General features: G+C 66.9%; 22 protein-coding genes and 1 riboswitch. Of the genes, 5 read left to right on the forward strand and 17 right to left on the reverse strand.

Features of this window, described 5'->3' with window-relative positions:
- Window positions 1–17 precede the first annotated feature (17 nt).
- The 11 genes from GTZ97_RS02245 to GTZ97_RS02295 all read right to left on the reverse strand — a co-directional run bounded on the left by GTZ97_RS02245 (window position 18) and on the right by GTZ97_RS02295 (window position 11,273).
- Complete coding sequence (locus GTZ97_RS02245) at window positions 18–2,330, reverse strand: TonB-dependent receptor (RefSeq protein ID WP_161648903.1); 2,313 nt, start codon at window positions 2,328–2,330, stop codon at window positions 18–20.
- A 120-nt stretch (window positions 2,331–2,450) separates the two neighbouring features.
- Window positions 2,451–2,834, reverse strand: coding sequence for a DUF2946 family protein (locus GTZ97_RS02250; RefSeq protein ID WP_161648904.1), 384 nt, complete (start codon window positions 2,832–2,834; stop codon window positions 2,451–2,453).
- A 7-nt stretch (window positions 2,835–2,841) separates the two neighbouring features.
- On the reverse strand, window positions 2,842–3,822 hold the full coding sequence (locus GTZ97_RS02255; protein WP_161648905.1) for an RsmB/NOP family class I SAM-dependent RNA methyltransferase: 981 nt from the start codon (window positions 3,820–3,822) through the stop codon (window positions 2,842–2,844).
- A 21-nt stretch (window positions 3,823–3,843) separates the two neighbouring features.
- Window positions 3,844–4,791 carry a Na/Pi cotransporter family protein gene (locus GTZ97_RS02260; RefSeq protein WP_161648906.1) on the reverse strand — a complete coding sequence of 316 codons (948 nt, stop codon included), beginning with the start codon at window positions 4,789–4,791 and terminating at the stop codon, window positions 3,844–3,846.
- Between the two features lies 1 nt (window position 4,792).
- Window positions 4,793–6,442, reverse strand: a complete 1,650-nt coding sequence (locus GTZ97_RS02265; protein ID WP_161648907.1) for a cation:proton antiporter — start codon at window positions 6,440–6,442, stop codon at window positions 4,793–4,795.
- Between the two features lie 47 nt (window positions 6,443–6,489).
- Window positions 6,490–6,969: a DUF411 domain-containing protein gene (locus GTZ97_RS02270; protein WP_161648908.1), complete on the reverse strand. Its 480-nt coding sequence runs from the start codon at window positions 6,967–6,969 to the stop codon at window positions 6,490–6,492.
- Window positions 6,966–7,496 (reverse strand): cupredoxin domain-containing protein, encoded by a 531-nt coding sequence (locus GTZ97_RS02275; protein ID WP_161648909.1) that lies wholly within the window; start codon window positions 7,494–7,496, stop codon window positions 6,966–6,968. Before GTZ97_RS02275 ends, GTZ97_RS02270 begins: the two co-directional genes overlap by 4 nt.
- Before the next feature lie 11 nt (window positions 7,497–7,507).
- Window positions 7,508–8,905: a multicopper oxidase family protein gene (locus GTZ97_RS02280; protein ID WP_161648910.1), complete on the reverse strand. Its 1,398-nt coding sequence runs from the start codon at window positions 8,903–8,905 to the stop codon at window positions 7,508–7,510.
- Between the two features lie 52 nt (window positions 8,906–8,957).
- Window positions 8,958–10,418 carry a TolC family protein gene (locus GTZ97_RS02285; protein WP_161648911.1) on the reverse strand — a complete coding sequence of 487 codons (1,461 nt, stop codon included), beginning with the start codon at window positions 10,416–10,418 and terminating at the stop codon, window positions 8,958–8,960.
- Window positions 10,405–10,755: a hypothetical protein gene (locus GTZ97_RS02290; protein ID WP_161648912.1), complete on the reverse strand. Its 351-nt coding sequence runs from the start codon at window positions 10,753–10,755 to the stop codon at window positions 10,405–10,407. The genes GTZ97_RS02285 and GTZ97_RS02290 overlap by 14 nt, the downstream gene beginning before the upstream one ends.
- A gap of 107 nt (window positions 10,756–10,862) precedes the next feature.
- On the reverse strand, window positions 10,863–11,273 hold the full coding sequence (locus GTZ97_RS02295) for a hypothetical protein (RefSeq protein ID WP_161648913.1): 411 nt from the start codon (window positions 11,271–11,273) through the stop codon (window positions 10,863–10,865).
- Between the two features lie 55 nt (window positions 11,274–11,328).
- On the opposite strand from GTZ97_RS02295, the gene GTZ97_RS02300 reads away from it, so the two are divergent.
- Entirely contained in the window at window positions 11,329–12,327 is a 999-nt protein-coding gene (locus GTZ97_RS02300; RefSeq protein WP_161648914.1) for a patatin-like phospholipase family protein, read from the forward strand.
- A gap of 23 nt (window positions 12,328–12,350) precedes the next feature.
- On the opposite strand, the gene GTZ97_RS02305 is transcribed toward GTZ97_RS02300, so the two are convergent.
- Together GTZ97_RS02305 and GTZ97_RS02310 are read right to left on the reverse strand one after the other, a co-directional pair.
- Complete coding sequence (locus GTZ97_RS02305; protein ID WP_161648915.1) at window positions 12,351–12,929, reverse strand: TMEM165/GDT1 family protein; 579 nt, start codon at window positions 12,927–12,929, stop codon at window positions 12,351–12,353.
- Window positions 12,930–12,947: 18 nt separating this feature from the next.
- Window positions 12,948–13,146, reverse strand: a riboswitch (yybP-ykoY riboswitch).
- A gap of 9 nt (window positions 13,147–13,155) precedes the next feature.
- Entirely contained in the window at window positions 13,156–14,253 is a 1,098-nt protein-coding gene (locus tag GTZ97_RS02310; protein WP_161648916.1) for an NAD(P)-dependent alcohol dehydrogenase, read from the reverse strand.
- 180 nt (window positions 14,254–14,433) lie between these two features.
- On the opposite strand from GTZ97_RS02310, the gene GTZ97_RS02315 reads away from it, so the two are divergent.
- A complete protein-coding gene (locus GTZ97_RS02315; protein WP_201748138.1) occupies window positions 14,434–15,864 on the forward strand; it encodes a DUF294 nucleotidyltransferase-like domain-containing protein in 1,431 nt (476 codons plus the stop codon).
- 21 nt (window positions 15,865–15,885) lie between these two features.
- On the opposite strand, the gene GTZ97_RS02320 is transcribed toward GTZ97_RS02315, so the two are convergent.
- Window positions 15,886–16,380 (reverse strand): MaoC/PaaZ C-terminal domain-containing protein, encoded by a 495-nt coding sequence (locus tag GTZ97_RS02320; RefSeq protein ID WP_161648918.1) that lies wholly within the window; start codon window positions 16,378–16,380, stop codon window positions 15,886–15,888.
- A gap of 246 nt (window positions 16,381–16,626) precedes the next feature.
- Here GTZ97_RS02320 and GTZ97_RS02325 point away from each other — a divergent pair, with 246 nt between their 5' ends.
- On the forward strand, window positions 16,627–18,036 hold the full coding sequence (locus GTZ97_RS02325; protein ID WP_201748139.1) for an MATE family efflux transporter: 1,410 nt from the start codon (window positions 16,627–16,629) through the stop codon (window positions 18,034–18,036).
- Between the two features lie 12 nt (window positions 18,037–18,048).
- Here GTZ97_RS02325 and GTZ97_RS02330 read toward each other — a convergent pair whose 3' ends face one another.
- From GTZ97_RS02330 to GTZ97_RS02340, 3 genes are read right to left on the reverse strand one after another with little or no spacing between them, the layout of a single operon-like run.
- The gene (locus tag GTZ97_RS02330; RefSeq protein WP_161648919.1) at window positions 18,049–18,549 is read right to left on the reverse strand and encodes a MaoC/PaaZ C-terminal domain-containing protein; all 501 of its coding nucleotides are present in this window, start codon (window positions 18,547–18,549) and stop codon (window positions 18,049–18,051) included.
- Between the two features lie 15 nt (window positions 18,550–18,564).
- Window positions 18,565–19,350 carry an enoyl-ACP reductase FabI gene (gene fabI, locus GTZ97_RS02335; protein WP_161648920.1) on the reverse strand — a complete coding sequence of 262 codons (786 nt, stop codon included), beginning with the start codon at window positions 19,348–19,350 and terminating at the stop codon, window positions 18,565–18,567.
- Entirely contained in the window at window positions 19,340–21,166 is a 1,827-nt protein-coding gene (locus GTZ97_RS02340; protein WP_236650976.1) for a PHA/PHB synthase family protein, read from the reverse strand. The genes fabI and GTZ97_RS02340 overlap by 11 nt, the downstream gene beginning before the upstream one ends.
- Before the next feature lie 229 nt (window positions 21,167–21,395).
- On the opposite strand from GTZ97_RS02340, the gene GTZ97_RS02345 reads away from it, so the two are divergent.
- Window positions 21,396–23,363 carry a DUF47 domain-containing protein gene (locus GTZ97_RS02345; RefSeq protein WP_161648921.1) on the forward strand — a complete coding sequence of 656 codons (1,968 nt, stop codon included), beginning with the start codon at window positions 21,396–21,398 and terminating at the stop codon, window positions 23,361–23,363.
- Window positions 23,360–24,976 (forward strand): PEP/pyruvate-binding domain-containing protein, encoded by a 1,617-nt coding sequence (locus GTZ97_RS02350; protein ID WP_330863528.1) that lies wholly within the window; start codon window positions 23,360–23,362, stop codon window positions 24,974–24,976. The genes GTZ97_RS02345 and GTZ97_RS02350 overlap by 4 nt, the downstream gene beginning before the upstream one ends.
- The last annotated feature ends 11 nt before the right edge of the window (window positions 24,977–24,987 follow it).

Consider the following 24,987-nt stretch of genomic DNA (forward strand, 5'->3'; position numbering starts at 1 on the left):
CTGCAGGTCGCGTCCGCTCAGAAGCGCATCGTCAGGCTGACATGCAAGCTGCGCCCCGGGCCGGGCACTGCCGTGCCCCACGGCGGAGACGAGGCTGCCGTGGCCATCATCGTCGTGCCCTGGCCGACATAGGCGCCGCCTTGCGGCAGGGCGTACAGCCGATCGAACACGTTGTCGACGCCCGCGTCCACACGCACGTTCTTCCACTGGTGGCTGCCACGCAGGTTCAGCAAGGCGTAGCCGGGTGTGGAGACTTCGTTGCGCACGCTCGAGACGCGCCGCTTGGCGGCCACGCCGATGCCCTCGATCACGCCCTGCCACGCGCCCAGGCGATGGGTGAGCGCCAGCTTGCCGTGAAGCGGCATGATCTGGTAGAGCCCGTCGTCGGTTCGGCGGTTGGTGCCGCGTGCGTGGCTGAGTTGGCCGGCCAAGCTCCAGGCGCCCAAGGCGTTGCGGCCCAGGTCGGTTTCGCCTGACACATCGATGCCATAGAGGCGGGCCGACTGATTGGTGTAGCGCAGCGTGGTGAACTGATCGCGCAGTCGCACCGTTCGGGGCGCATTGGCCGTGCTGTCCCACTGCTCGGCATCGATGTAGTGGCGAATGACGGTGATGTATGGGCTGATCTTGAGCCAGTGGCGCCGGTCGGCGGTGTGCCAGTCCAGGGTGGTGCTGAGGCTGTGGGCGGTCTCGGGTTTGAGGTCGGGGTTGCCGATGTAGCCATTGCCGTCGCCGACCACGTTGTTCATCAAGGCCGCCATGGACCAGGTGGACCACGGGTAGGCTTCGTACAAGCTGGGTGAGCGGGTCTGGCGGGCCAGTCCGATGTCCAGGTCGACCTGGGCGCTGTGCTGGTGACGTGCCAGCAGGCTCAGGCCGAGGTGCCGGTCGGTGCGCTGACGGTCTCGGGCGTTGAACAGGGCGGCGTCGCGCGCCTGGTTGCCCATGCCGGCAGGGTTGTAGCCCTGCACGGCGTCGGCCTGCATGCGGATCTGGTCGGCGCGCATACCCGCCAGCACAGTCCAGGTGCGGCTGGGCTGCGCCTCAAGTTCGGCGTACACGCCGATGCGATCGCGCCGGCCGTCGTCGATGTTCTCGAAGGTGCCCGGCGCCATGGCCGAGCCCGACGGCGGCCACCAGTCGTCCAGCCGGAACCATTGCGCTTCCGTCCCGGTGCGCACGGTGCCTACCGCGGCCCAAGGCACGCTGGCCTGCAGGCGCGCGCCGGTGGTGCGGCTGCGGGTGAGCATGGGCATGCCGTTGGCACAGGTGGCGGTGCCGACGGGCGCACAGGGTGTGCCATTGACCGCCATCGGCCCGCCCGAGCCTGTGGGGGGCGACCCGCTGCCATACCAATAGCGCTTGTCGGGCCCGAAGTCCATGTCGTGGTTCACGGTTTCGTGGTGCAGTCGCGCCTCCAGTTGGCCCCATGTCATCTCGCCGATGTAGCGCAAGGCCAGGCGCGACATCTGGTTGTCGAGCAGGTCCATGCGCTGGTTGGGGTAGAGCTGGTAAGGCATGTCCTGGCGCTTCAGGCGTGCTTCGAGTCGGTGCGGGCCATCCTGCCAGCCCAGGTTCAGCAGGTGGTTGCGGCTGAAGTAGGCGGTCGAGCCGATCTCGTCGCGGGCCAGTTCGTGGCCTGCGCGGCCGGTGACGGTGGTGGCCTTGAACTCGCCGCCGGCTCGCTGGTTGTCGGCGCGCGCGAGTGCGCTGCCCGCGCTGATGTGCAGGTGTTCGGTGGCGTAAGTGGCTTCGGCATGGGCGGCCCGGCTGCCGTGGCTGCGCAGGCTCAGACCCAACTGGCCCTGTGTCAGCAGCTTGGTTCCCGCAGGCGCGAAGGCCAGTGGCGCGGCATCGACCTGGATGCTGCCGCCGATGGCATCCCCACCGGTGCTGACCGGCGCCACGCTGCGGTAGACCGTGATGGCATCGACCTGGGCCGGGTCGGTGTAGGACAGCGGTGCGTTCATGTGGTTGGGGCACGAGGCCATGGCATCCACACCGTCGACCAGGATGCGCAGACGGTTGTCGGCCAGGCCGCGGATGACGGGCAGACTTGAGAGGCCGCCCGCCCCATAGGTGCTGACCCCGGGCAGGGCGCTGAGTTGGCGTGCCGTGTCGCTGTGGCCACCGGCTGTTGGGGCGAGGCGGTGCTGGCCCACCGAGTGCGGGTCGCCCATCGTCTTGTTGGCGTGAACGCGGACTTCCGGCAGGGTGGGCAGGCTGGCCTGTGCGGGCGTCTGGGCCCAGGCGGTGGTCAGGCTGGAGCAGGTGGCGGCCAGGGCCAGCCAGGCGCGGGCGGACCGCGCCGAATCATGGTCGGTGTGCATGGTGGTGTCGATCGCTGTCGATCAGGTGCAGATCGGGGGCGGATGAGGGGGCTCACCCACGCTCAGTGGGCGCGCAAAGGCGGTGCGCCGGTCAGGCCGGCACAGCGCTGTCAGCGGCGGTCAAGCACCGGCGGGCGGGGCGCGGGCCTGGGCAGGTTCCCAGAGCCAGGCATCGACAGATGGATGAAGGCGTGCAGCAGGACAGGGCTGCGGCCCTGCCACGGAGAGACGAGGCGCAGGCACCTCGGGGGGCAACAAGGCCGCCGACCCGTGCGTCAGCAGGCACCAGATGCAGCCGGCTTGCTGGGCTGCGGCGTCTTCCGGGTGACCAGCATCGTCGGCACGCACCAGCACCATGCCAGTGCTGGTGCACACTTCGACCCAGGAGGCCCGGTCGCTGGCATGCACCACGGCCTGCGACAGGGTGGGCAGGCACGCGCCCAACACGGCCACCCACAGCGTGAGCCAGGTGATCCAGCGTCGAGTGTGGGCGGGCCTGAACATGGAGCGATTATAGGAAGCCGGCCTCGCCGCCCCGCGCACCCTTGTGGATCAGCGCGAGGTAGAAGCCATCCATCTCGGCTGTGGGCCACACCCTCAGCGTCTGCGCGCAGGCCTCAGGCAACGGCTTGTCCTGCCAACTGCCGATGCCGGGCCGCACGTTTGGCAGGGCCAACACCCAGGCAGGCGGCGGCAGCACCTCGGCGCCCGCACGCTTCTTGAGCAGGTGGGCCACGATGCGCTCGTTTTCTTCGGGCGCGTACGAACAGGTGCAGTACAGCAGTTGCCCCCCCGGCGCCAGGCCGTCGTAGGCGCTCAGGATCAGGCGCTCCTGCTTGCGGGCGCACTCGGCCACCTTGCGCAGGCTCCAGTGGTCGATGCTGTCTGGCGCGTCGGCGCGGAAGCGGCTTTCTGACGAACAGGGCGCATCCAGCATCACGCGCTGAAAGGTGTCAGGCTTGAGACGGCCAATCTCTCGCCCGTCCTTCAGGTAGCAGCGGGTGTTGGTGATGCCCATGCGATCGAGATTGGCCTTGAGGCGGTGGAAGCGCCCGCTGACGGGCTCGACCGCGCTGATCTTGCCGGCGTTGCCCATCATCTCGGCCATCAGGATGGTCTTGCCGCCTGGCGCGGCGGCCAGGTCGAGCACCCAGTCGTCGGCGGTGGGCGCCAGCAGGATAGGCGCCAACATGCTGGAGAGGCTCTGGATGTAGATGCGCCCATCGTTGGCCCACGGGCCATGGGTCAGCGCCTCGCGCTGCGCGGCCGGACACAGCCACGCTTGGACGCCCTGAGACTCCGCCCAGGCCACCGGCTCGGGCGTGAGGCCTGCGGTGCGCATGTCGGTCAGGGCGGAGGCGGCTTCGGCGTGCAGCGCGTTGAGCCGAAAGCTCACGGCCTTGGGTTCGGAGAATGAACGCCACGCCGCGTCCCGCAGCTCGGGCGGGCACAGCTGCTGAAAGCGTTCGACGAAATCGGCGGGCAGGGACATGGCCGCGCAGTGTGCCACGCCTCAGGCCTGGGACTCGGCAGGGCTGTGCAGCCAGCCCTCCAGATGCGGCCAGGCCCGCGGGATGATGAGCAGCGCCACCACGGCCGCAGCCACGTTGAACACCGTGTGCACCAGCGCAACCTGATGAGCCGCCGTGAGGCTGGACGCCATGATCAGCGAGATCACTGGCTGCAACACCGTGGCAAACAGCAGCACCCCCAGTACCTTGAATGCTGTGTTCAGCCAGGCGAGCTTGCGCGCCACGCTGCCCAGCGCGCTGCTGGCCAGCAAGGCCGTGGAGGTGGTGCCCACATTGGAGCCCACGAGCATCCACAGTGCCATCTCGATGGGCAGCACGCCCTGGCTGACGCTGATGACCGCCAGGCCGCTGACCACGCTGGAAGATTGCACCACGGCTGTGAGCAGCGCGCCGAACAGCAAGGCCAGCGCCGGCTCGGCCAGGTTGGCTTGCCAGTGTGGCAGCTGGGGGTGTTGCGCCAGCGGCGCCAGCGCCTGCGAGATCAGGTCGAGCGCCAGAAAGATCAGACCGAAGTAGAACAACGGTTTACCCCAGGCTCGCCAGGGGCGCGGCCCGATCAAGGACCACAGGCCACCCACCGTAAGGCAGACAGGCCCCAGGCCGACCACCTTGAACGCCACCAGCCAGGCGGTCAGCGTCGTGCCCACATTGGCACCAATCATCACCGCTGTGGCGCCGCGCGGGCTGAGCGTGTGCTTGTCGGCCAGGCCCACGGCCATTGAGGTCACGGCCGATGACGATTGCACCACCGTGGTGGCCAGCGCGCCCATCGTGGCGCCCAGCCAGTCGGATCGCGTCACGCGGTGCAGCAGCGCCCGCATGCGCTCGCCACCCAGTCGCGTCACCTCGTCGGAAAACGCAGCCAGCCCGTGCAGGAACAGCATGATGGCCGCCGCGACGCTGAAGACCCAGTTCCATTGGACGTCCATCTCAGCGCCTTCCTTCGGTGACGAGCGCGGTCAGCTGCTCGATGGCGTTGTCCACTGCATCGCGCACAGGATTGAGCACGGTCTGAGCGCCCATGGCGCGCAGCCTGGCTTCGTCGCCCTGCTCTCGCGACACCATGATGCAATGGCCCTCGAAGTGATGAGCCTTGAGCGCGGCCAGCAGGATGGCGTTCGCCTCCACCTCCGGCAAGGTGCTGACCACCCACCGGGCCTGACGCAGGGGCAGGGTTTCGAGAAAATCGGCGTCCATGCCGTCGCCAAAGCGGGTGGGCAGGCCGTGACGGTCAAGCTGCCGGGCACGCTCGGGGTCGAAATCCACGCCCATGACCCGCACGCCTGCACGGCGCAGGCCCTGCGCCAGCCGACCGCCATAGCGGCCCAGGCCGAAGACCAGAACATCCGGTGCCTCCTGGATGCCCTGTTCTGACTGGCCGGCGATGGCTTCCCGGTGCGGTGTCTGCCGCTCGAAGATGCGCAGCCAGGGACTCAGGCGTTGGTAGAGCGGCTGAGAGTACAGAATCATGTAGGTCGATGCCGTGATCGTCACCAGCCCCACCAGCGTCGTCAATCCCAGTGCCGAAGGGCCAACATGCCCCAGCGTGATGCCCATGGCCACGAAGACGATCGAGAACTCGCTGATCTGTGCGACGGTGAGTCCGGCGAGCAAACCCGTGCGCCGCCGGTAGCCCATGTAGCCCATGATGGCCATCACGATGAGCGGGTTGCCGATCAGCACGAAGAGCGACAGCACCGCTGCAGGGCCGACTTCGCTGCCCAGCTGGGACATGTCCAGCTTGGCGCCGAGATCCAGAAAGAAAAACAGCAGCAGGAAATCGCGCAGGCCGCTGAGTCGGGCGCTGATGGCGTCGCGGTAGGCCGTGGAGGCCAGCGAGAAGCCCGCAAGAAAGGCGCCAGCCTCTTTGGAGAACCCGGCCCACTCGCCAAGTGCCGCCAGGCTGGTGCCCCAGGCCACGGCGAAGATCAGCAGCAACTCTTGCGAGCGGGCCATCCAGCGCACCAGCGGGGGCAGCACATGCCGCATGGCCACGTACAGCAGCGCAGCGGCAGCCACCATCCGCCAGGCCAGTGAACCCAACACGCTGAGCGTGCTGGCGTCATCGCTCATGCGCAGGGCCGACATGCCCATCATGGCCAGCACGACGGCCAGATCCTGAACAATCAGAAAGCCCACGGCAATGCGGCCATGCAGCGAGTCCATCTCGCGCTTGTCCGACAGCAGTTTGACGATGATGATGGTGCTGGAGAAGGTCAGGGCCACGGCCACATACAGGGCTTCAAGCACCGGCCGATCCATGAGAAGCAGCAAGGCGAAGCCCAGGATGATGGTGAAGGCCAACTGCCCGATGCCAGTGGCCAGCGCCACGGGCCCGATGTGGCGGACATGCTGCAAATCGAGCTTGATGCCGACCAGAAACAGCAGCATCGCCACGCCCACCTGGGCCAGCAGGTCGAGCTGCTCATGGGCCGTGACCAGCCCCAGCACGGCCGGACCTGCTGCAATGCCCACCACGATGTAGGCAATCAGCACGGGCTGACGCAGCCACAGCGACATGGCGCCTGCCGCCGCCGAGATGGCCAGCAGCAGGGCGAACTCACCGAACAGCGTATGCAAGCGCCAACCTCCTGATCAAGGCATGTATGTTGACATGCCAGGAGGCGTCAGTTGTGGGTGCTGAAGACCTGGGTCGAGCCGTCGCGCGCCACCAGCAGGACGTCGTAACGCTGGTTGCGCCCGCCGTAGGCGGGGCCGTCCATGCCGGGCGAGCCCAGAGGCATCCCGGGCACGGCGAGGCCAAGGGCCCGCGGCCGCTCCCTGAGCAGGCGATGGATGTCACTGGCCGGCACGTGCCCCTCGATCACATAGCCTTGCACCCGCGCAGTGTGGCATGAGCCGTATTTCTGCGGCATGCCCAGCCGCTTGCGCATCTCGGCGTTGCCCTCGTCGATCACCTGCACGGCAAAGCCGTGCTGCGTGAGGTGGTCGACCCAGTCCTGGCAGCAACCGCAGTTGGGGTCCTTCCAGACCTGCACGGCGGGACGGGTGGCTGGCGGCTTGCTGCCTGGGCTGGCCCAGGCGTGGGGTGTGGCGAGCAGGGCGGCCAGTGCGCCCAGACGCGTGAGGCTGTCTCGTCGGTTCATTGTGTCTTCCTCGGTGTGACGGTGATGCGGCCCACCATGCCGGCCTCGAAGTGGCCGGGCAGCAGGCACGCGAAATCGAACGATCCCGGGCGGTTGAAGGTCCAGATCAACTCGCCGGTCTGGCCCGGGGCCACATGAACCATGTGCGGCTCGTCATGGTCCATCTCGGGAAAGCGTTTCATCAGGTCGGCGTGCTTGCGCAACTCGGCCTGGGTGCCGATGACCAGTTCGTGAAGGACCTGGCCATCGTTGTGCACACGCAGCCGCAGCGTCTCGCCCTGGCGCACCCTCAGGTGGTCGGGCGCAAAGCGCATGCGGTCGTTCATGCGGATGTCGACCACGCGGGTGACCTGTTCCGCGCGGCCGGCGATGCCCCACGGCTGCTGCTCGGCCGGTGCGCTGGTGCTGCGAGCCGGTGCATGCGGGACATCGGCTGGGGCGTGTCCATGGGCGGCGCCATGGGCCAGGGCTGAGGGGCTGATGAGCGCGCTGGCCAGGGCGAGCGCGAGAACGTGTGATGGGTTCATGGCGTGGTCTTTCAGTGGCCGTGGTGTCCGCCTTGATGGCCAGGCTTGCGTACCTTCACTTCGACATCGCCAGGCGCAGCCGGTGGTGCGGGCTGACGATGCGGGGCAGGCGCCGGGCCGGCGTACTCGTACGCCACGGTGCCGGCTGGGTGCTTGAACCAGCCCGGGTCGCGGTAGTCGCCTCGGGCCAAGCCCTTGCGCACCTTGAGCACCGAGAACATGCCGCCCATGCCGATGGCGCCGAACGGGCCCTGTCCGGCCATCATGGGCGCGGTGTTGTCGGGCAGGGGCATCTCCATCTCGGTCATGTCCTTCATGCCGCGCTCGCCCATGACCATGTAGTCGGGGATCAGCTTCGTGATCTGCCGGGCCACGCCGCTGTGGTCCACGCCAATCATGGTGGGCACGTTGTGGCCCATGGCGTTCATCGTGTGGTGGCTCTTGTGGCAATGGAAGGCCCAGTCGCCCTCCTCGTCGGCCACGAAGTCGAGCTGGCGCATCTGGCCCACGGCGATGTCGGCGGTGATCTCGGGCCAACGTGCGCTCTTTGGGGTAGGCCCACCATCGGTGCCGCTGATGACGAACTCGTGGCCATGCAGGTGCATCGGGTGGTTGGTCATCGTGAGGTTGCCGATGCGGATGCGCACCTTGTCCATGTGGCGCACCACCAGCGGGTCGATGCCCGGGAACACCCGGCTGTTCCAGCTCCAGATGTTGAAGTCGAGCATGGTCATGATCTTGGGCGTGGCACTGCCCGGCTCGATGTCGTAGGCATTGAGCAGGAAGCAGAAGTCGCGGTCAACCTCATTGATCAGCGGGTGCCGGCCCTTGGGGTGCGTCACCCAGAAGCCCATCATGCCCATGGCCATCTGCACCATCTCGTCGGCGTGTGGGTGGTACATGAAGGTGCCGGGGCGGCGCGCGACGAACTCGTACACAAAGGTCTTGCCCGGCGGGATGCCGGGCTGCGTCAGGCCGGTCACGCCGTCCATGCCGCTGGGCAGGCGCTGGCCATGCCAATGGATGCTGGTGATCTCGCCCAGCTTGTTGGTGACGAAGATGCGCACACGGTCGCCTTCGACCACCTCAATGGTGGGGCCGGGGCTCTGGCCGTTGTAGCCCCACAGATGGGCCTTGAAGCCGGGCGCCATCTCCCGCACCACCGGCTCGGCCACGAGGTGAAACTCTTTGACGCCGTTGTTCATGCGCCAGGGCAGCGTCCAGCCGTTGAGCGTGACGACGGGGTTGTAGGGCCGTCCGGTGTTGGGCACCAACGGGGGCATGGTGTCGGGGCGGGTCTGGATGACGGGCTCGGGCAGGGCGGCCATGGCCACCTTGCTGACCGCAGCGCTGCCCACGGCGGCGGTGAGGGCGCCGGCACCAGAAAGGAAGGCACGTCGGGATGTCATGTCGGTTTGGTGTTCGGTGAGATGTGGGGGATGTCGGGAGGGGCAGTGCCAATCAGTGCGGATCACCGCCCGCCGCCATGGCGGGCGCGCTGCCGCTCGACGGGGCCGACAGGTTCGGGCTGGCCACCATGGCGAGATCCAGGTCGGCCTGGGCCAGCCAGAAGTCGCGCAGCGCATCCAGGTAGGCCGCCACGCTGTGCACCTGGGCGCGTGCATCGGCCAGCAGGTCGAACACGCCGATCAGCATGCCGTTGTAGCGCAGCAGGTTCTCTTCAGAGATGCGCTGCTGTAACGGCACGACCTCGTCGCGCAGGTGGCGGGCAATGTCATGGGCCGTGCGATGGTTGACATAGGCCTCGCGCACCTCGGAGCGCGCGCGGATGGCCGTCTCGGCCGCGCGGTCCACCGCCTGCAGGTAGACCGCTTCGGCACGGGCCACGCGGGCGCCGCCCCAGTCGAACAGCGGCAACTCGAGCGACACCTCCCAGCCGGTTGTCGACGGCTCTTCATTGGAGCTGGCGCGGCTGGCGCCGACTTCCAGCACATTGATCAGCCGCGTCTGCCGGGTCAGGCCCAGGTTGGCTGCGGTGGATTGCGTGGCGGCGACTGCGGCTTTCACATCCAGCCGCTGGGTCATGGCTTCGCGCTCCACCTCGGGGCGTTCGGGCAATGTGGCCGGCAGATCGGGCAGGCGCTCTGGCAGCTTGAACGCGGTTTGCGCGCCCCACAGGCCCAGGGCGCGGATCAGGCGCTCGCGCGCGGCGTGTTCGGCGCGCTGTGCACGCGCCAGCCCGAGCGCGGCCTCGGCATGAAAGCCCTGTTCGCGCGCCTGCTGCAGCCGGTTGAAGTTGCCCACCTGGGCCATGCGCTGTGCCAGGGTGGCGCTGGCCTCGGCGGCCTGCATCACCTGCTGCATGTAGCGGCGACGCTCTTGCGCGGCCACGGCCTCGTAGTAGGCCTTGCGCGCCTCGGCGGCCACCTGCAGCGCCTGCTGGGCCACGCGCAACTGCGTCTGTTGCAGCTGCTGCTCGCTCAGGCGGCTGAGCGTGGGCATGAACACCAGCCGAGCCAGGTTCACGTGGATGCCGCGCTCGATCTCGCGCTCGTCGCCCTGACGGGAGCGCCCGAAGCTGAAGCCGGGGTTGGTCAGACGCGTGGCCTGTACCCGGTCGGCGTCGCTGATGCCCACCTCGGCATAGGCCGCTTGCAGCCCGCGGTGATTGAGCAGCGCGACCTGCACGGCGCGCTCGGCATCCAGCGGCTGGGCCAGCAGTTCGTTGACCCGGTCGGATGCGGCGCGGCGCTCGTCGGCCGTACGGGCCCATTGCAGCGGGCCGCCCGCCAGCTGGGTGGCGCTGTGGGCCGCGGTGTGGGCGCGCACGCCCTCCAGCCCGCCATCAGTGGCCAGGCTGGCGCAGCCCCCGAGCGCAAGCACCAGCGGCGTCAGCCCCCACAGGGCCAGGCGGCGTGTGCAGCCCGTGCGGCGCGTGGTGCTTGGCTCAATGGTGCGCATGGCCGTTCTCCTTCCTGGGGGCGGGCGCAGCTTGTGGTGCGTGATTCGGCGCAGGATCCGGCGCGGGATCTGTTGCGTGGGCCTCGCGGGCGTAGGCGCGCCAGCCGCCGATGCGGTTGACGCGCTCATTGGCCTGCTGCCAAGACAGTGGCGGCGTCGGCCCGAGGGCGCGGTAATGGCGCAGGGCCGATTCGTGGTGCAGGGCGGGCACGGGCGCATCGGCCCGGGTCGGATCGTTGGCGTGTGCCGGGGCAGGTGAGACGGTCAGCAAGGCGGCGCCACAGGCGCAGGCCAGCAGCCAGGCCTGGGCACGCCGGTTCAGGGCAGTTGCATGCATGGTGAACTTCGCCCGACCAAGTGAGGCTGGCCGGACAGGCAGGTGAGGGATGGCGGGAGGAGGGGGCGGGAGGGCGTGTGGGTGCACACGCGCCCGCGCCGTCGAACTCAGGCGGTGCGACGGGTGGGCGGCCGATCCAGCTGCCGCAGCGTGGCCGATTGCCAGCGTGTGGTGTCGGCTTCGGGCGGGGCGTGTGGCATGTCGGCTGCCACGGGAGCCAGCCAGATGCTAGGGGGGGCGGTGCCTGTGTTGCAGTGCGCGCAGGCGCTGCAGGTGTGACCGTTGTCGGTGCCCGCCTGGGGTGGCTGCGGCGCGGAGGTGTCCGCATCCGTGTCCGCGCCCTGGCCCGCCGCATGGTGCGGGCAGGCGTCGACGTCTGCGGCTGCTTCCACTGCAACTGCCACCACCGGCACGTGTACCTGCCCCTGGCAATGCGCGCCGCTGACCAGCGCCCAGCCCTTGAGGGGCAGGGTCAGGGCCAGCAGGCAGATCCAGCACAGACGCAAGACGCGAGACATCCGCTCAGCCTAGCGGCACGTGGCAACCGTGTCAAACCGGTGTAGAAAGAAGGCCATGACCACCGGGCACCCGCCACCATCACCGCAGCAGCCACCACGCTCGCCCGCGCGCATCGGTCTCGTGCTGGGCAGCGGCTCGGCGCGCGGGCTGGCGCACCTGGGCGTCGTGCGGGCGTTGGATGAGGCGGGCTTGCGCTGCCACTGCATCGTGGGCAGCAGCATGGGGGCGCTGGTGGGCGCAATCTGCGCAGCAGGCCAGCAAGACCAGCTGGCTGCCACGTTCCAGGCGTTCGACTGGCGCCGCACGCTGTCGTTCTTCGACGTGGTGCTGCCACGCTCAGGCCTGCTGGACGGCGCGCGGGTGAGTGAGTTGGTGCGCGAGCATGTCGGCAGCGTCCGCATCGAAGACCTTCCGGTGCGCTTTGCGGCCGTGGCCACCGACCTCATGACCGGGCAGGAGGTCGCGCTCCAGTCCGGCGACCTCATCGAGGCCGTGCGTGCCAGCATCTCGGTGCCGGGCATCTTCACGCCCGTGCGGCGCAACGGCAGCATCCTGGTCGACGGTGGCCTGGTCAACCCGGTGCCGGTCAGTGTGGCGCGGGCCATGGGGGCCGATGTCGTGATCGCCGTCGATCTGAACCACCAGATCGTGGCGGGCAAGAACTTCCGGCCACTGATAGACCGCACGCCCGTGACCCTGCCTGACGCTGCCCCCTGGCTGGCCAGTTACCGACGCGCCATGCACGAGTTGCGTGAGCGCCTGCAGGCCAGCGAGTGGGCCAAGGGCCTGGCCCTGGCGCGCGGCGTGGCGCCGGCCGCGCAAGAGCCGCAGCCCAGCATCTTCGAGGTGCTGCTGGCGTCGATCAACGTGATGGAGACGCGCATCACCCAGACCCGCCTGGCGCTGGAGCCGCCCGACTTGCTGATCCAGCCGCGGCTGGGCCACATCCGGTTTCTGGAGTTCGCCCGGGCTGACGAGCTGATCCAGATGGGTTACGACGCCGCGCAGCACGCACTGGCGCAGTGGCCAGGGCTGCGGACCCCCGACTGCTGAGCGGCTGCACGTCCCCGCGGGGCTCACAAGCCCAGACCGCGTCCGGCGCCCATCAGCGTGGCCGCACCGAGGATGGCGAACAGCGCGGCAGCGATGCCGTGTACGAGCTTCATCGGGATGCGCTCGGCCAGCTTGTCGCCTGCGAACACGGCCGGCACGTTGGCCAGCATCATGCCCAGCGTGGTGCCGATCACCACCCACACCATGTCGGCGTACTTCGCAGCCATCGCCACGGTGGCGATCTGCGTCTTGTCGCCCATCTCGGCCAGGAAGAAGGTCACCAGCGTGGCACCAAACACGCCCAGCTTGGACGACACATTGGTCTCGTCCTCTTCGATCTTGTCGGGGATCATCGTCCACACGGCCATGCCGATGAAGGACAGGCCCAGCACCCAGCGCAGCGTCTCGGGCTGCACCAGCCGCGTGAGCCAGGCGCCGACGGCGCCAGCCAGCGCATGGTTGATCAGCGTGGCGATCAGGATGCCAAAGATGATGGGCAGGGGGCGCTTGAAGCGCGCGGCCAGCAAGAAGGCGAGCAACTGGGTCTTGTCGCCGATTTCGGCCAGCGCCACGACGCCAGTGGAGATGAAGAGAGCTTCCATGTGGGGACACAGATGGGTGCTGGCCGGGACAACAGACGAATGACCACGATGCTTCTCCGGCCAGCGCAGGAAGCAGGGTGGTCAAAGGTCTTGCCAGGCAGTGTGGGCTGTCGACGCCATGGCCTGCGGGCCAAGTGTGTTGACGTCGACCTCGCAACGCAGCCGCAAGCGACTTGCAGCCTGTCGGTGCGAGCGGCTACTCCCCCATGACGGGGCAAAGTGTACCTCAGGGCTTGATGGCGACCTTCAGCACGCCGTCGCGTTGATGAGAAAACAGGTCATAGGCGGCGACGATGTCGTCGAGCTTGTACTCATGCGTCACCAGCACACCCAGATCGAGCCGGTTGGCTGCCAGCACGTTCATGAGCCGGCGCATGCGCTCCTTGCCGCCAGGGCACAGCGCGGTACGGATCTGGTGGTCGCCCAGCCCCGCGGCAAAGGCCGACAGCGGGATGGTGAGGTCTTCGGAGTAGACGCCCAGGCTGGACAGCGTGCCGCCCGGCTTGAGCACCCGCAGGGCCGATTCGAACGTGGTCTGCAGGCCCAGGGCCTCAATGGACGAATCGGCGCCCTTGCCCCCGGTGAGCTTCATCACCTCGTCGACCACATCGCATTGCTTGAAGTTGAGCGTGACATCGGCGCCCAGCTTGCGGGCGATGCCCAGGCGATGTTCATTGCTGTCGACCGCGATGATGGTGGTGGCGCCCAGCAGCCGCGCACCGGCCGTGGCGCACAGGCCGATCGGCCCTTGTGCGAACACCACCACGGTGTCGCCGATGCGGATGTTGGCGTTCTCGGCGCCCTTGAAGCCGGTGGACATGATGTCCGGGCACATCAGCACCTGCTCATCCGTCAGGCCATCGGGGATGGGGGCGAGGTTGGCCTGCGCATCGGGCACCAGCACGTACTCGGCCTGCGTGCCGTCGATGAGGTTGCCGAAGCGCCAGCCGGCCGTGGCCTTGTAGCCGTGGCAGCCGCACAGGCCCTTGGGCACAAGGTAGCTGCCGTCCTGTGCCGGGGCGCCATCCTGTGCGGCATACGAGTTGAAGTTGGGGCAGATGGCGCCGGCGATCACGCGCTGGCCTTCCTGATAGCCGACCACGGCGCTGCCGAGCTTCTCGATCACGCCCACAGGCTCGTGGCCCACGGTCAGGCCCCGTGCGACCGGGTACTCGCCCTTGAGGATGTGCACATCCGTGCCGCAGATCGTGGTGGTGGTGATGCGCACCAGCGCATCGTTGGGGCCGACGTCCGGAACGGGCTTGTCGGCGAGTTCGATGCGCCCGGGCTCGACAAACACGGCGGCTTTCATCATGGCGGTCATGGTGCGCTCCTTGTTTCGGCAGGAATGGCCAACTATAGGCAGGAGCGCCGTCTGTTTGTCATGTCAGTTGGGGCATCGCGCGCTATTCTTGTGCCAGATCAAACCAGCGGCTGCCCCCGTCTCGGCCACCAGCCGGGTCGGGCGCACAATGATCCCGCGGCGACACCTGAGGAGGCGCGTTTGAACGAGAGCACACCTTTCTTCGAGCCCGTGCGCTCGGTGGCCCGTCATGAAGTGATCACCTGCGATGCCGGCCTGTCGGTCAACGAGGTGGCGGCCATCATGCAGACCCGCAGCATCTCCAGCATCATCGTGAGCCGCGATGGCCAACACGCCGGCATCATCACCGACCGCGATCTGCGCGCCATGCTGGCCCAGGGGCTGGACCCGCGTACCACCCTGGCGGCCGACATCATGACCGGCCCGCTGATCACCATCAGCGAAGACCGACCGCTGTACGAGGCGCTCTATCAGATGAGCCGCCGCCGCATCCATCGCATCTGCGTGACCGACACGACCGGCCAGTTGATCGGCATGGTCACGGGCACCGACTTGCAGCGGCTGCAGACGCGCTCTGCGCTCGGGCTGGTGCTGGACATCGAGCGGGCCGGCTCGCTCGACGAACTGCGCGCGCTGCATGACGAGGTGCAGAAGATGGCCGTCGACCTGTTCCGCCAGGGGCTGCACATCGGTGAACTGGTGGGCACGGTGGCGCGCTTGAACGATCTGCTTCTGGTGCGCGTTCTCAAGCTGGTGCGACAGGGCTTCCCGACGCTCACCCGGCGATATGCCTTTCTGGTGCTGGGCAGTGAAGGTCGAGGGGAGCAGACCCTGGCCACCGACCAGGACAACGCCATCGTCTACGCCGACGACCTCTCAACCGAAGAGGTGGCCGAGCTGGAACGCTTCAGCCAGGCCCTGATCCAGGCGCTCATCGACATCGGCATCCCGGAGTGCACGGGGGGCATCATGGCCCGCAACCCCGAATGGCGGCGCAGCCTGCGCGACTGGCGCCTGACCGTGCACAAGTGGTACAGCACGCCGGTGCCCGACAACGTGGTGCATGGCACCATGTTCTTCGACATGCGTCGGCTGTATGGCGATCCGGCCCTGGCGCAGGAGCTACAGCAGGCGGTGATCCAGGCAGTGTCCACCAGTGCGCCGTTCCTGGCCCGCTCCGCAGCCAACATCGTGCGCTTCACGCACCCCTTTGGCTGGTTTGGCCGGATCGCGCTGGAGCTGCGTGACGGTGTACACACCTTCGACGTCAAGAAGAACGGGCTCTTTCCGATCACCGAAGGCGTCAAGGTGCTGATCCAGCAGCAGGGGCTGGTCGGCGGCAACACGCATCAGCGCATCCAGATGCTGGAGGACGCCAAGGTATTGACGGCCAAGCAGGCCCGTAACCTCACTGCCAGCTTCGACTTGCTGCTGCAGATGCGGCTGAAGGCCCAGTTCGATGCGCTGACGGCCGGCGAAACCCCGCACAACCATCTGAACTTCGAAGCGCTCGATCGCCTGCAGATTGGCCAGCTCAAGCTCGCGCTCGAGACGGTGGAGACCTTCGGGCGTTTCCTGGAGCAGCACTTCCAGCTGAGCGCGATGCGCTGAGATCGCAGCGCGCCGCCTGGTTCAGGCGTCGACGAGCTGGATGGCGGGCACGGCGATGCGTGCGTGGCGCAGCTTCTCACGCGGAGCCAGCACCTTGGCCTGACCCTGAAGCACGGTCTGGCCGTGCTGGTTCACCACCACGCAATCGAGTGTCACGCGCCGCTTGGCGTCGTCCTTGGCCACCACGGTGGCGGTGGCGGTGAGGCTGTCACCAGGGCGCACGGGCAGCATGAAGCGCAAGTCCTGTGACAGGTAAATGGTGCCTGCGCCGGGGAAGCGCGTGCCCAGCAGCGCCGAGATCAGCGACGCTGCCCACATGCCATGCGCAATGACGCCACCAAACGGCGTGCGGCTCGCGTACTCGGCATCCAGATGCGCGGGGTTGGTGTCGCCCGAGACGGCGGCGAAGGCGACGATGTCTTGCATCGTGAGGGTGCGCATCAACTGCTGGCTCTGGCCCAGCTGCAGTTCGTCATAGGGAATGTTTTCGACGAGGTCAAGGTCGTGCGAGTTCATGGACGTGTACGGCTGACAAGCCAGGCGGGTGCCGGGCTTGTCGCAAGGCAAGGTGAAGGACAGCGGAGGGCCATGCAACGCTGCCGGCGTGCTTGTGGTGCGCCTTGCGTTACCGTGTCAGGCTTCGGGCCGTGGATGCTGCGGCCACCTGAGAGAAATCATGGGACCATATTCTGACTGTTTCGGACAAGGGTGCGTAACGCGACGTTACTGCGGGTTGCTGCCGGTGTATGCCGAGCTGAAGTCATGCAAGTGAACACCGAGATGCCTGCTGGCTCGTTCTGGGCCGACCTGCGCGCTGCCCTGCGCGGCACCAACGCCGACTACGCGCGCATCCCGCTCAAGCGCGCGGTGTTTCTGCTCGCCATTCCGATGATGCTGGAGCTGGTGCTGGAGTCGGCCTTCGCGGTGGTCGACATCTTTTTCGTCGCCCAGCTCGGTGCCTCGGCGGTGGCCACGGTGGGGCTGACCGAAACCTATCTGTTCTTGCTGTATTCGGTGGCCATCGGCCTGTCAATGGCGGTCACGGCCGTGGTGGCCCGGCGCGTGGGCGAGCAGCGGGGTGACGAGGCTGCCTTGTCGGCCGTGCAGGCCATCATCGTGGCGGTGGTTGTCTCGCTGCCAGTCACCGTCGCGGGCATCGTCTGGGCGCAGGATCTGTTGCGCCTCATGGGGGCGGATGCCTGGGCCATCGAACACGGCTACCGCTACACGCAGTGGATGCTGGGCGGCAACGCCGTCATCCTGCTGCTGTTCGTGATCAACGCGGTGTTCCGCGGTGCAGGCGATGCGGCCGCGGCCATGCGCGTGCTGTGGGTGGCCAATGCACTCAACATCGTGCTCGATCCCATCCTGATCTTTGGCTGGGGCCCCGTTCCTGCGATGGGCATCGAGGGTGCGGCGATTGCCACCAACATCGGGCGCGGCGTTGGGGTGCTGATGCAGCTGTGGATCCTGGCGCGCGGCAGCGAACACCTGCGCGTGCTGGTTCGGCACTTGCGGCCTGACTTCGCCACGCTGGGGCAGATCGTGCGCACCTCGATGGGCGGCATCGGGCAGATGATTGTGGCGATGACGGCATGGATTTTCCTGATGCGCATCCTCGCCAGCGTGTCGACCGAGGCGGTCGCGGGCGCCACCATCGCGATGCGGGTCATGATGTTCACGCTGATGCCGGCCTGGGGCATGTCGAATGCGGCCGCCACGCTCGTGGGCCAGAACCTGGGCGCCGGCGAGCCGGATCGCGCCGAGGCCGCGGTGTGGCGCATCGGCTGGATGAACATGGTGTTCACCGTCGCCGTGTCCGTGGCCTTCTTCTTCTGGCACGACGCCATCATCCGGCTCTTCACGTCAGATCCGGCCGTGATCGCCATTGGCGGCGAGTGGTTGTCGATCCTGGCGTACTCCTACTTCGTCTACGGCTGGTGGATGGTGGCCGTGCAGGCCTTCAACGGCGCCGGCGACACGATGACGCCCACCTGGATCAACCTCGTCTTCTTCTGGCTGATCCAGATTCCGCTGGCCTGGGCCCTGGCCTTGCCCATGGGCCTGGCCCACACCGGCGTGTTCTGGGGCGTGTTCGTTTCGGAGACCAGCGTGGGGCTGTTCACGCTGTGGTTGTTCACCCGTGGGCGGTGGAAGACGGCCAGGGTGTGAGTGCGGCACATTTCAACTGGCGCCTGGCAGCAACTGGATGCGATGCGGTGCGATCCGTCGGTGCCGTAGCTTCTCGGCAGGGGCCAGCACCCGGGCCATCCCGGTCAGCACGGCTTCGCCGTGCTGGTTGATGACGCGACAGTCGAGCTCGACACTGCGTTTGCCCTCCTCCTTCGCCACAACGGTCGCCGTGACGGTGAGCGTGTCGCCCACGTGCACAGGGCGCAGGAAGTGAAGGTCCTGGTGCAGATAAATCGTCCCCGCGCCTGGGAAGCGGGTGCCCAGCAGCGCCGAGATGAGCGATGCGGCCCACATGCCATGCGCAATCACGCCATGAAATGGCGTGTGGCTGGCGTAGTCCGGGTCCAGGTGGGCCGGGTTGGTGTCGCCCGATACCGCGGCAAAGGCGAGGATGTCATCGGCCTGCAGCCTGCGTATCAGCGTCTGCTGCTGACCCAACTGCAGCTCGTCGTAGGTGAGGTTCTCGATCAGGTCCAGATCATGTGAATTCATCCCATGTCCTCCAGTTCAGTCCACGGCGTGCACGCCGGCGTCCACATACAGGGTCTGGCCCGTCATGCCACTGGCGGCGTCCGAGCAGAGAAAGGCGCACAGCTGGCCGATCTCATTCAGTGTGACCAGACGCCCGAGAGGCGCCTTCGTGATGGCGTTGGCCATCAGCGTGTCGAAATGGTCGATGCCCGCAGCCGCGCGTGTGAGGATGGGGCCAGGCGAGACAGCGTGCACGCGCACCTGCCTGGGGCCCAGCTCCAGCGCCAGATAACGAACCAAGGCCTCCAGCGCGGCTTTGACGGGCCCCATGAGCCCATAGTGCGGCACGGCCACCTCGGCGCCCAGATAGCTCATGGTCAGGATGGTGCCACCCCCCCTGGGCATGTGGGGTACGCACAGGCGTGCAAGCTCGGCCAGCGAATGGCATGAGATGTTCATGGCCCGCGCAAAGCCCTCACGGCTGCTGTCAAGCACGGGCCCATGCAGATCGGCCAGCGGCGCCCAGGCGATCGAGTGAACGACGAAGTCCAGCCCCCCGAGCGCGTCCACGGCTTGGGATACGGACTGGGCGAGCGCGTCGTCTTGCTCAACATTGCAGTTGATCAGCGGGATGCCCAGCGGGTCGACCAGCTCGGCTACCAGGGCGCGGGCCTTGTCGTTCAGACAGGTGGCGACCACCTTCGCGCCGGCGGCGTGCGCCGTGCGCGTGCAGCCCCAGGCAATGCTGTGTGCGTTGGCCAAACCGACCACCAAGCCCCGCTTGCCATGCAGGGACACCGCGGGTCTGGTCTCAATCAGCATGGCGCACTTTCACATACTCGCCCGGTGCGGGTGCAAGCGTGTCGCGCATGGCAACCACACGGGCAGCCACCTCGCCGTCGCTGTGCTGCCGCAGCCAGTCGGCCATTGCGGGCCACCATGAGCCTTCGCAATGCGTGGCATCGGCAAGCCAGTGATCCGGTGCCAGCCAGGGCTGTCCTTGCGGCCGGTGGCCCCAAGCGTGACGGCGATGAGGGTGGCCGGGCTCGCTGACGATGCCGGCGTTGTGCCCGCCAGAAGCCAGGATGAACGTGGTGTCGGTATCGGTCAGCAGGGTGATTTTGTAGACCGATTTCCAGGGCGAGACGTGATCCTTTTCTGTGCCGACCACCAGCATGGGGCAGTGGATGTCGATCAGCGCCAGGCGCTCGCCCAGCGCGCGTGCATGCCCCGCGGCCAGAGCATTGCGCAGGAACAGCTCATGAAGGTACTCGCTGTGCATGCGGGCTGGCAGGCGGGTGGCATCGGCGTTCCAACTCATCAGATCCATGCCCTTGTCCTCTTCGCCTAGCAGGTAGCGGCGTGTCTGACGGGCCCAGATGAGATCCTGTGCATTCAGCAGCTGAAAGGCTGCCGCCATCTGTCGCCCCGATAGAAAGCCACGCTGTTGCATGTCGTGCTGCAGGTGATGCAGCTGATCAGGGTCGATGAACACGCCGAGGTCGCCGGGCTCCGAAAAGTCCGTCTGGGCGGCCAGCAGGGTCATGCTGGCCAGATCGGGCAGGTCGTCGAGCTTGATGCGCGTGTCCGGCTCGCGCCGCACGCCGGCCAGCAGGCAGGCTGCCATCGCGAGAAACGTGCCCCCCAGACAGTAGCCCAGGCTGTGCACGCGCGCGGCCCCGGTCAGTCGGCGGATGGCCGCCATGCTGTCGATCAGGCCTTGCCTCAGATAGTCGTCCATGCCCAGTTCACGATCATGTTCGTCCGGGTTGCGCCACGACAGCATGAAGACCGTGAAGCCTTGATCCCGAAGGTAGCGCACCATCGAGTTGTGCGGCGACAGGTCAAGGATGTAGTACTTCATGATGCATGACGGCACAATCAGCAGCGGCTCGCTGACCACGGACGGCGTGCTGGGGGCGTACTGGATCAACTCGACCAGGTGGTTGCGCATGACCACGTTGCCCGGCGTGGTGGCCACATCGCGTCCGACGATGTGGCTCAGCGGCGGCAGCGCGGGCGATGACATGGGCGCGGCGTGTTCCGGGTCACCTCGACGGCTCAGCGTGTGACGAAGCAGGGCCTGCAAGTCGGCCAGCCACAGTTGCATGCCCTTGAGACGGCTCATCCCCAGCGTCTCGACGTCCTTCATACCGATTTCCGGATTGCTCCACGGCCAGTTGGCTGGCGACGCCATGTCTATCCACTGGCGTGTCATGAAGGCCATGAGCTGCTGATGATGAGGCTGCATGCCCTCCAGCCGCGCCTGGGCCATCAACCGTTCGCTCCACTGGGCGTACTGCTCCTTCATTGTGTTGAAAGGCCATTGCTGCCAAGCGGGATGGGCAAAGCGGCTGTCGGACGTGGCGCGTGTTGCATCGGCCAGGAGTGGGATCCCAGGAGCCGACGCACTCGATGTGGCCGCGTTCATCCAGTTCTGCATGCCTGCCGCCCCCGAAGCCCAGTGCAGCCACCAATCCGTGGCGGCCAGTTGCGCCGCGGTTGGAGACAGGCCCCAGGACCACGACGTGGTCACACCTCTCCACCAAGGCTGCGCTTGTCGGTGCCAGGCGCGAACCAGGGCGAGCATGAGCCCCGGCAAGGGCGGCGGATGGATGTCGGGCGGTAACTGCGTCATGGTCGGCTTTCCGTGGGTGAACGGCCATGGGCAGTGTTCTGCTCGGTTTTGACACTTTCATGGCAAACCATGCGAGTCGAAGCGAGCTTGATCCGGATCAACCTGTGCTGCACGGATGCCAGCAGATGCCCGGGAGGGACGCCGCTGTCACCAAACCGCAAAACTGCCCTTCCACCATCCGGCCATTCATGCACATACGTGAGCGGCGGCGGCCGGAGGAGGGACCTGGATGCTCAAGGAAAAAGCTGTCGAGGAGTTGGGCTCAGCCTCCTTGCTCCTGCCTGCGCGTGTGAAGGCGGCGCTGGCAGCCAATGACCGGCTCAAGCTCTACCTGACGCTGCTGCAATCAACATGGCAGCAGGCACAGACTGGCAAGCCCCAGGGCATGAGCTTTGAAGCAGAGCTGCGCAAGGCGGGTTGCCCGGACGCGGCGATGCTCGACGCAATGGGTGAGCACGCCTATCTGGACGATGACCGTCTCATTGCCACTGGCCTGCAACAGGTCTTCAAGGGGCTCGCGCAGGACCTGCAGACCATGGCACGCCCCGTGGTGACGCAGTTGGAGGATGCAGTCGAGTCAGGGCAAGCGTCCTTCTCAGCGCGCTGTTCGCATTGGCTGACCCGGCTGCAGGACCTGGCCGACGCGGACGAGCTCGCGCGCGATGCGTTGGCGGCGCTCACTCATGGCGAGCGCAAACGCGGCGATAGCCTGCACCTGCTGGTGATGGATCTGCACAAGCAGATCAATGCCTTGTCCCAGCAACTGTCGACCGAGCTCATCGACGGCGCGCATGTCTGGCAGATCCGGGAAGACGACCGGCCCTATGTCGAGGCCTTCATGCGCGGCCTTCATGAAACCGCCGCGCTCAAGTTTTCTCATCCAGGGCTGGACACGGCAGTGACCCGAGATGGCGACACGTTGCTGATCCAGAACGACATCGGGACCAATGATGCGCACGTGCTGGTCATTCAGGTGCGCGAGGATGCCATCGCGCTGACCTACTCCGACCTTCACCGTGGACGTTTCGATTTCTTCAGGGCACTGCTGGAGGAGGTCGGCTTTCAATGGACGGTAGACCTGCCCCATGTCACAGAGGGCCTTAACGAGGGCAAGCCTTATCAGGTCGGCCACGCGCGTTTCCAGGCCCTGGAGGCAGCAGATCTGTGCGAAGCCCTCGCTGGACTGGGCGCGCGCATCGTGTTCGTGATCGACTGGAACCGCGCCCGCAAGCGCCTGATGCTGTTCGTGAGCAAGCCGGTTGCTGTCAGTCTGCTGCAAGCAGCTGCCCGTGAGCGGTATGGGCACATGGGCTGGTTGCTGGCTGGCGGCGAGGCGCTGGTCTACGACACCATGCAGCAATTCGATGACAAGCTATTTCGTATTGGCGAGCGGCTCGACACGGCATTGGGCGAAGCGGCGGCACAGCGCTTTCTGAGCCAGTTGCTGCGTACGGCCAGCGAGATGATGCAGCAGGACTTGCCCGTGGCTGTGGTGGCCGACGAGGCGCGGTTGCTGCTGTCGCGTGCGGTGCGTCAGCGCAGTGTCGAGTTCGATCTGCTGGCCGATCACGCCGCCACCATGCATGCGCTGGCCGAGTCGCTGGAGGTGGCCCTGGAGGCCTGGCTCACTGGCAGTGAGCCGGCAGACGTCGCGCGCATTGGCTCGCGGGCCAAGGAATGGGAGCGCCGCGCTGACGAGCTGCTGATCAAGGCGCGCAGCAGGCTGGACCGCCGGCCGGTACGCAGCGCCTTTGTCGACATGATGTCGCACGCAGACGATGTGGCTGATGCGCTGGAGGAAGCGCACTTCGTGCTGGAGCTCATCACCCAGACGGCAGTGAGTGTGCCCGAGCCCGTTCATGCCGAACTCAAGGCGCTGGCGCTGGCGACGCTGGGCGCCATGCAGGACTGGGTACGTGCCGTCGAGATGGCACGCCATACCTACATGGAGAACGATGCGCGCGAGCAGGAGGCGCTGCTTCGGCTCATCTGGCAGATCCTTTACGCGGAGCGGCATTGCGACGTGCTGTTCAGGGGGGTGCGCCGCAGCCTGATCCAGCAGCGGCTCTCGGACGCCAACACGCTCGTGCTGCTGACCGATCTTGCCAGCGCGATGGAGCGCGCCACCGATGCGTTGCTTTGCTCAGGGCACGCTTTGCGCAACATGGTTCTTCAACGTTCCGAGGTGTTCCTGTGAAGCAGACTGCCGCACCGCGCGCGCCACGCTGGCCCGCACACCTGTATCTGATTGGCGACCCGCAACGGCCGGTGCCTGTTCGGGCCGATGCGCGGCAGATGGGCAACAAGGCCTACAACCTGGCCCGTATGGCCCATCTGGGGCTCAACGTGCCGGAGGCCCTGGTGCTGGGCACGGCTCACGCGCAACATCCCCACAAGGCGCTGCCCGATCTGATGCAGCATGGTCTTCCAGCCCTGGAAGCGTTAGTGGGAAAGCGGCTGGGCGATCCCCGAAATCCCTTGCTGTTGTCGGTGCGCTCGGGCGCTGCGGTGTCCATGCCCGGCATGATGGAAACGATCCTCAACATCGGGCTGTGCGACGACACGGTCTCGGGGCTGATCCGGCAGACCGGCCATCCACGCATGGTCTGGGATTCGTACCGACGGCTTGTGGCCTGCTACGGAGAGGTGGTCAAGGGCATCCCCGCAGATGCGTTTGACGCCATCCTCCCCGAGCTCGGGCGAGGCAGCGACGAGCGACAGCTCGATTTTGCCGACCTCCGAGAGTTGACGCGGCGCCATCTGCAGATCTACGAGGCCGCCTGTGGCCAGCGCTTCCCACAGTCACCAATTGACCAACTGCGCGAGTCCGTGCTGGCCATATTCGCCTCTTGGAATGCCGAGAAGGCACGCACCTACCGTGAGCTCAACCACATCGACCATCACATGGGCACGGCTGTGACCATTCAGCGCATGGTCTTCGGCAACAGTGGCCTCCATTCCGGGTCGGGAGTGGGTTTCACACGCAATCCGACAACCGGTGCGCATGCGTTGTGGGTGGATTTCTTGCCCAATGCACAGGGTGAGGATGTGGTGGCAGGCCGGCGTGCCGTGCTCGGCGCCGATGCCCTCGCACAGTGGATGCCCGATGTGTGGCGGCAGCTGCAGGACGAGACGCAGCTGCTTGAGAACGCCATGGGCGACATGCAGGACTTCGAGTTCACGGTCGAATCCGGCACGCTGTACTTTCTGCAGACGCGCCACGGTAAGCGCACCACCAAGGCGGCAGCGCGCATTGCGCTCGACTTGCTGGACGAACAGGTGATCGACGCACCCACTGCGCGGGCCCGTCTCAAGGGCATGCGCGCCGAGGCGCTTCAGGATCTGCGGCTGGCAGACGTCTCCGACCCGGCACAGGCGCCTACACCGGCGGCGCGCGCGGTACCAGCCTGTCCGGGCGTGGCAAGTGGCAAGCTGGTGCTCGATCCTGCGCGCGCGGTTGAGCTAGCCAAGTCCGGGCAGCCCGTGATCCTGGTGCGAAAAGACGCAGAAACCAGCGACGTGGCCGCGTTTCAAGCTGCACGAGGTCTGCTCACTCAACGCGGCGCCCGTACCTCTCATGCGGCGGTGGTGGCGCGCCAACTCGACAAGGTCTGCCTCGTAGCCTGCGAAGGACTGGCCGTCGACGAAGTCGAGGCCAGCATACGCTTGGGTGATGTGGTTTTGCCCGAGGGCAGCGTGCTCACGCTCGACGGTCATACAGGCTGCGTCTACATCGGTGAGATACAAACCGTCGGCGCGCCCGACGTGGAACTGCAGGCGCGTTGGCGGCAACTGATGGGGACGCGTTGACGGCGCCGCGC

Origin of the sequence: Aquabacterium fontiphilum (assembly GCF_009909205.1) — a bacterium.
Taxonomy (GTDB): domain Bacteria; phylum Pseudomonadota; class Gammaproteobacteria; order Burkholderiales; family Burkholderiaceae_C; genus Aquabacterium; species Aquabacterium fontiphilum.

Coding starts and splice junctions, on each gene's coding strand:
- fabI (WP_161648920.1), bottom strand. CDS start 19,350: ATGCTGATTGAGACCAGACCCGCGGTGTCCCTGCATGGCAAGCGGGGC.
- GTZ97_RS02345 (WP_161648921.1), top strand. CDS start 21,396: ATGCTCAAGGAAAAAGCTGTCGAGGAGTTGGGCTCAGCCTCCTTGCTC.
- GTZ97_RS02255 (WP_161648905.1), bottom strand. CDS start 3,822: ATGTCCCTGCCCGCCGATTTCGTCGAACGCTTTCAGCAGCTGTGCCCG.
- GTZ97_RS02340 (WP_236650976.1), bottom strand. CDS start 21,166: ATGACGCAGTTACCGCCCGACATCCATCCGCCGCCCTTGCCGGGGCTC.
- GTZ97_RS02300 (WP_161648914.1), top strand. CDS start 11,329: ATGACCACCGGGCACCCGCCACCATCACCGCAGCAGCCACCACGCTCG.
- GTZ97_RS02320 (WP_161648918.1), bottom strand. CDS start 16,380: ATGAACTCGCACGACCTTGACCTCGTCGAAAACATTCCCTATGACGAA.
- GTZ97_RS02245 (WP_161648903.1), bottom strand. CDS start 2,330: ATGCACACCGACCATGATTCGGCGCGGTCCGCCCGCGCCTGGCTGGCC.
- GTZ97_RS02285 (WP_161648911.1), bottom strand. CDS start 10,418: ATGCGCACCATTGAGCCAAGCACCACGCGCCGCACGGGCTGCACACGC.
- GTZ97_RS02295 (WP_161648913.1), bottom strand. CDS start 11,273: ATGTCTCGCGTCTTGCGTCTGTGCTGGATCTGCCTGCTGGCCCTGACC.
- GTZ97_RS02305 (WP_161648915.1), bottom strand. CDS start 12,929: ATGGAAGCTCTCTTCATCTCCACTGGCGTCGTGGCGCTGGCCGAAATC.
- GTZ97_RS02330 (WP_161648919.1), bottom strand. CDS start 18,549: ATGAATTCACATGATCTGGACCTGATCGAGAACCTCACCTACGACGAG.
- GTZ97_RS02325 (WP_201748139.1), top strand. CDS start 16,627: ATGCAAGTGAACACCGAGATGCCTGCTGGCTCGTTCTGGGCCGACCTG.
- GTZ97_RS02250 (WP_161648904.1), bottom strand. CDS start 2,834: ATGTTCAGGCCCGCCCACACTCGACGCTGGATCACCTGGCTCACGCTG.
- GTZ97_RS02290 (WP_161648912.1), bottom strand. CDS start 10,755: ATGCATGCAACTGCCCTGAACCGGCGTGCCCAGGCCTGGCTGCTGGCC.
- GTZ97_RS02310 (WP_161648916.1), bottom strand. CDS start 14,253: ATGACCGCCATGATGAAAGCCGCCGTGTTTGTCGAGCCCGGGCGCATC.
- GTZ97_RS02260 (WP_161648906.1), bottom strand. CDS start 4,791: ATGGACGTCCAATGGAACTGGGTCTTCAGCGTCGCGGCGGCCATCATG.
- GTZ97_RS02275 (WP_161648909.1), bottom strand. CDS start 7,496: ATGAACCCATCACACGTTCTCGCGCTCGCCCTGGCCAGCGCGCTCATC.
- GTZ97_RS02280 (WP_161648910.1), bottom strand. CDS start 8,905: ATGACATCCCGACGTGCCTTCCTTTCTGGTGCCGGCGCCCTCACCGCC.
- GTZ97_RS02270 (WP_161648908.1), bottom strand. CDS start 6,969: ATGAACCGACGAGACAGCCTCACGCGTCTGGGCGCACTGGCCGCCCTG.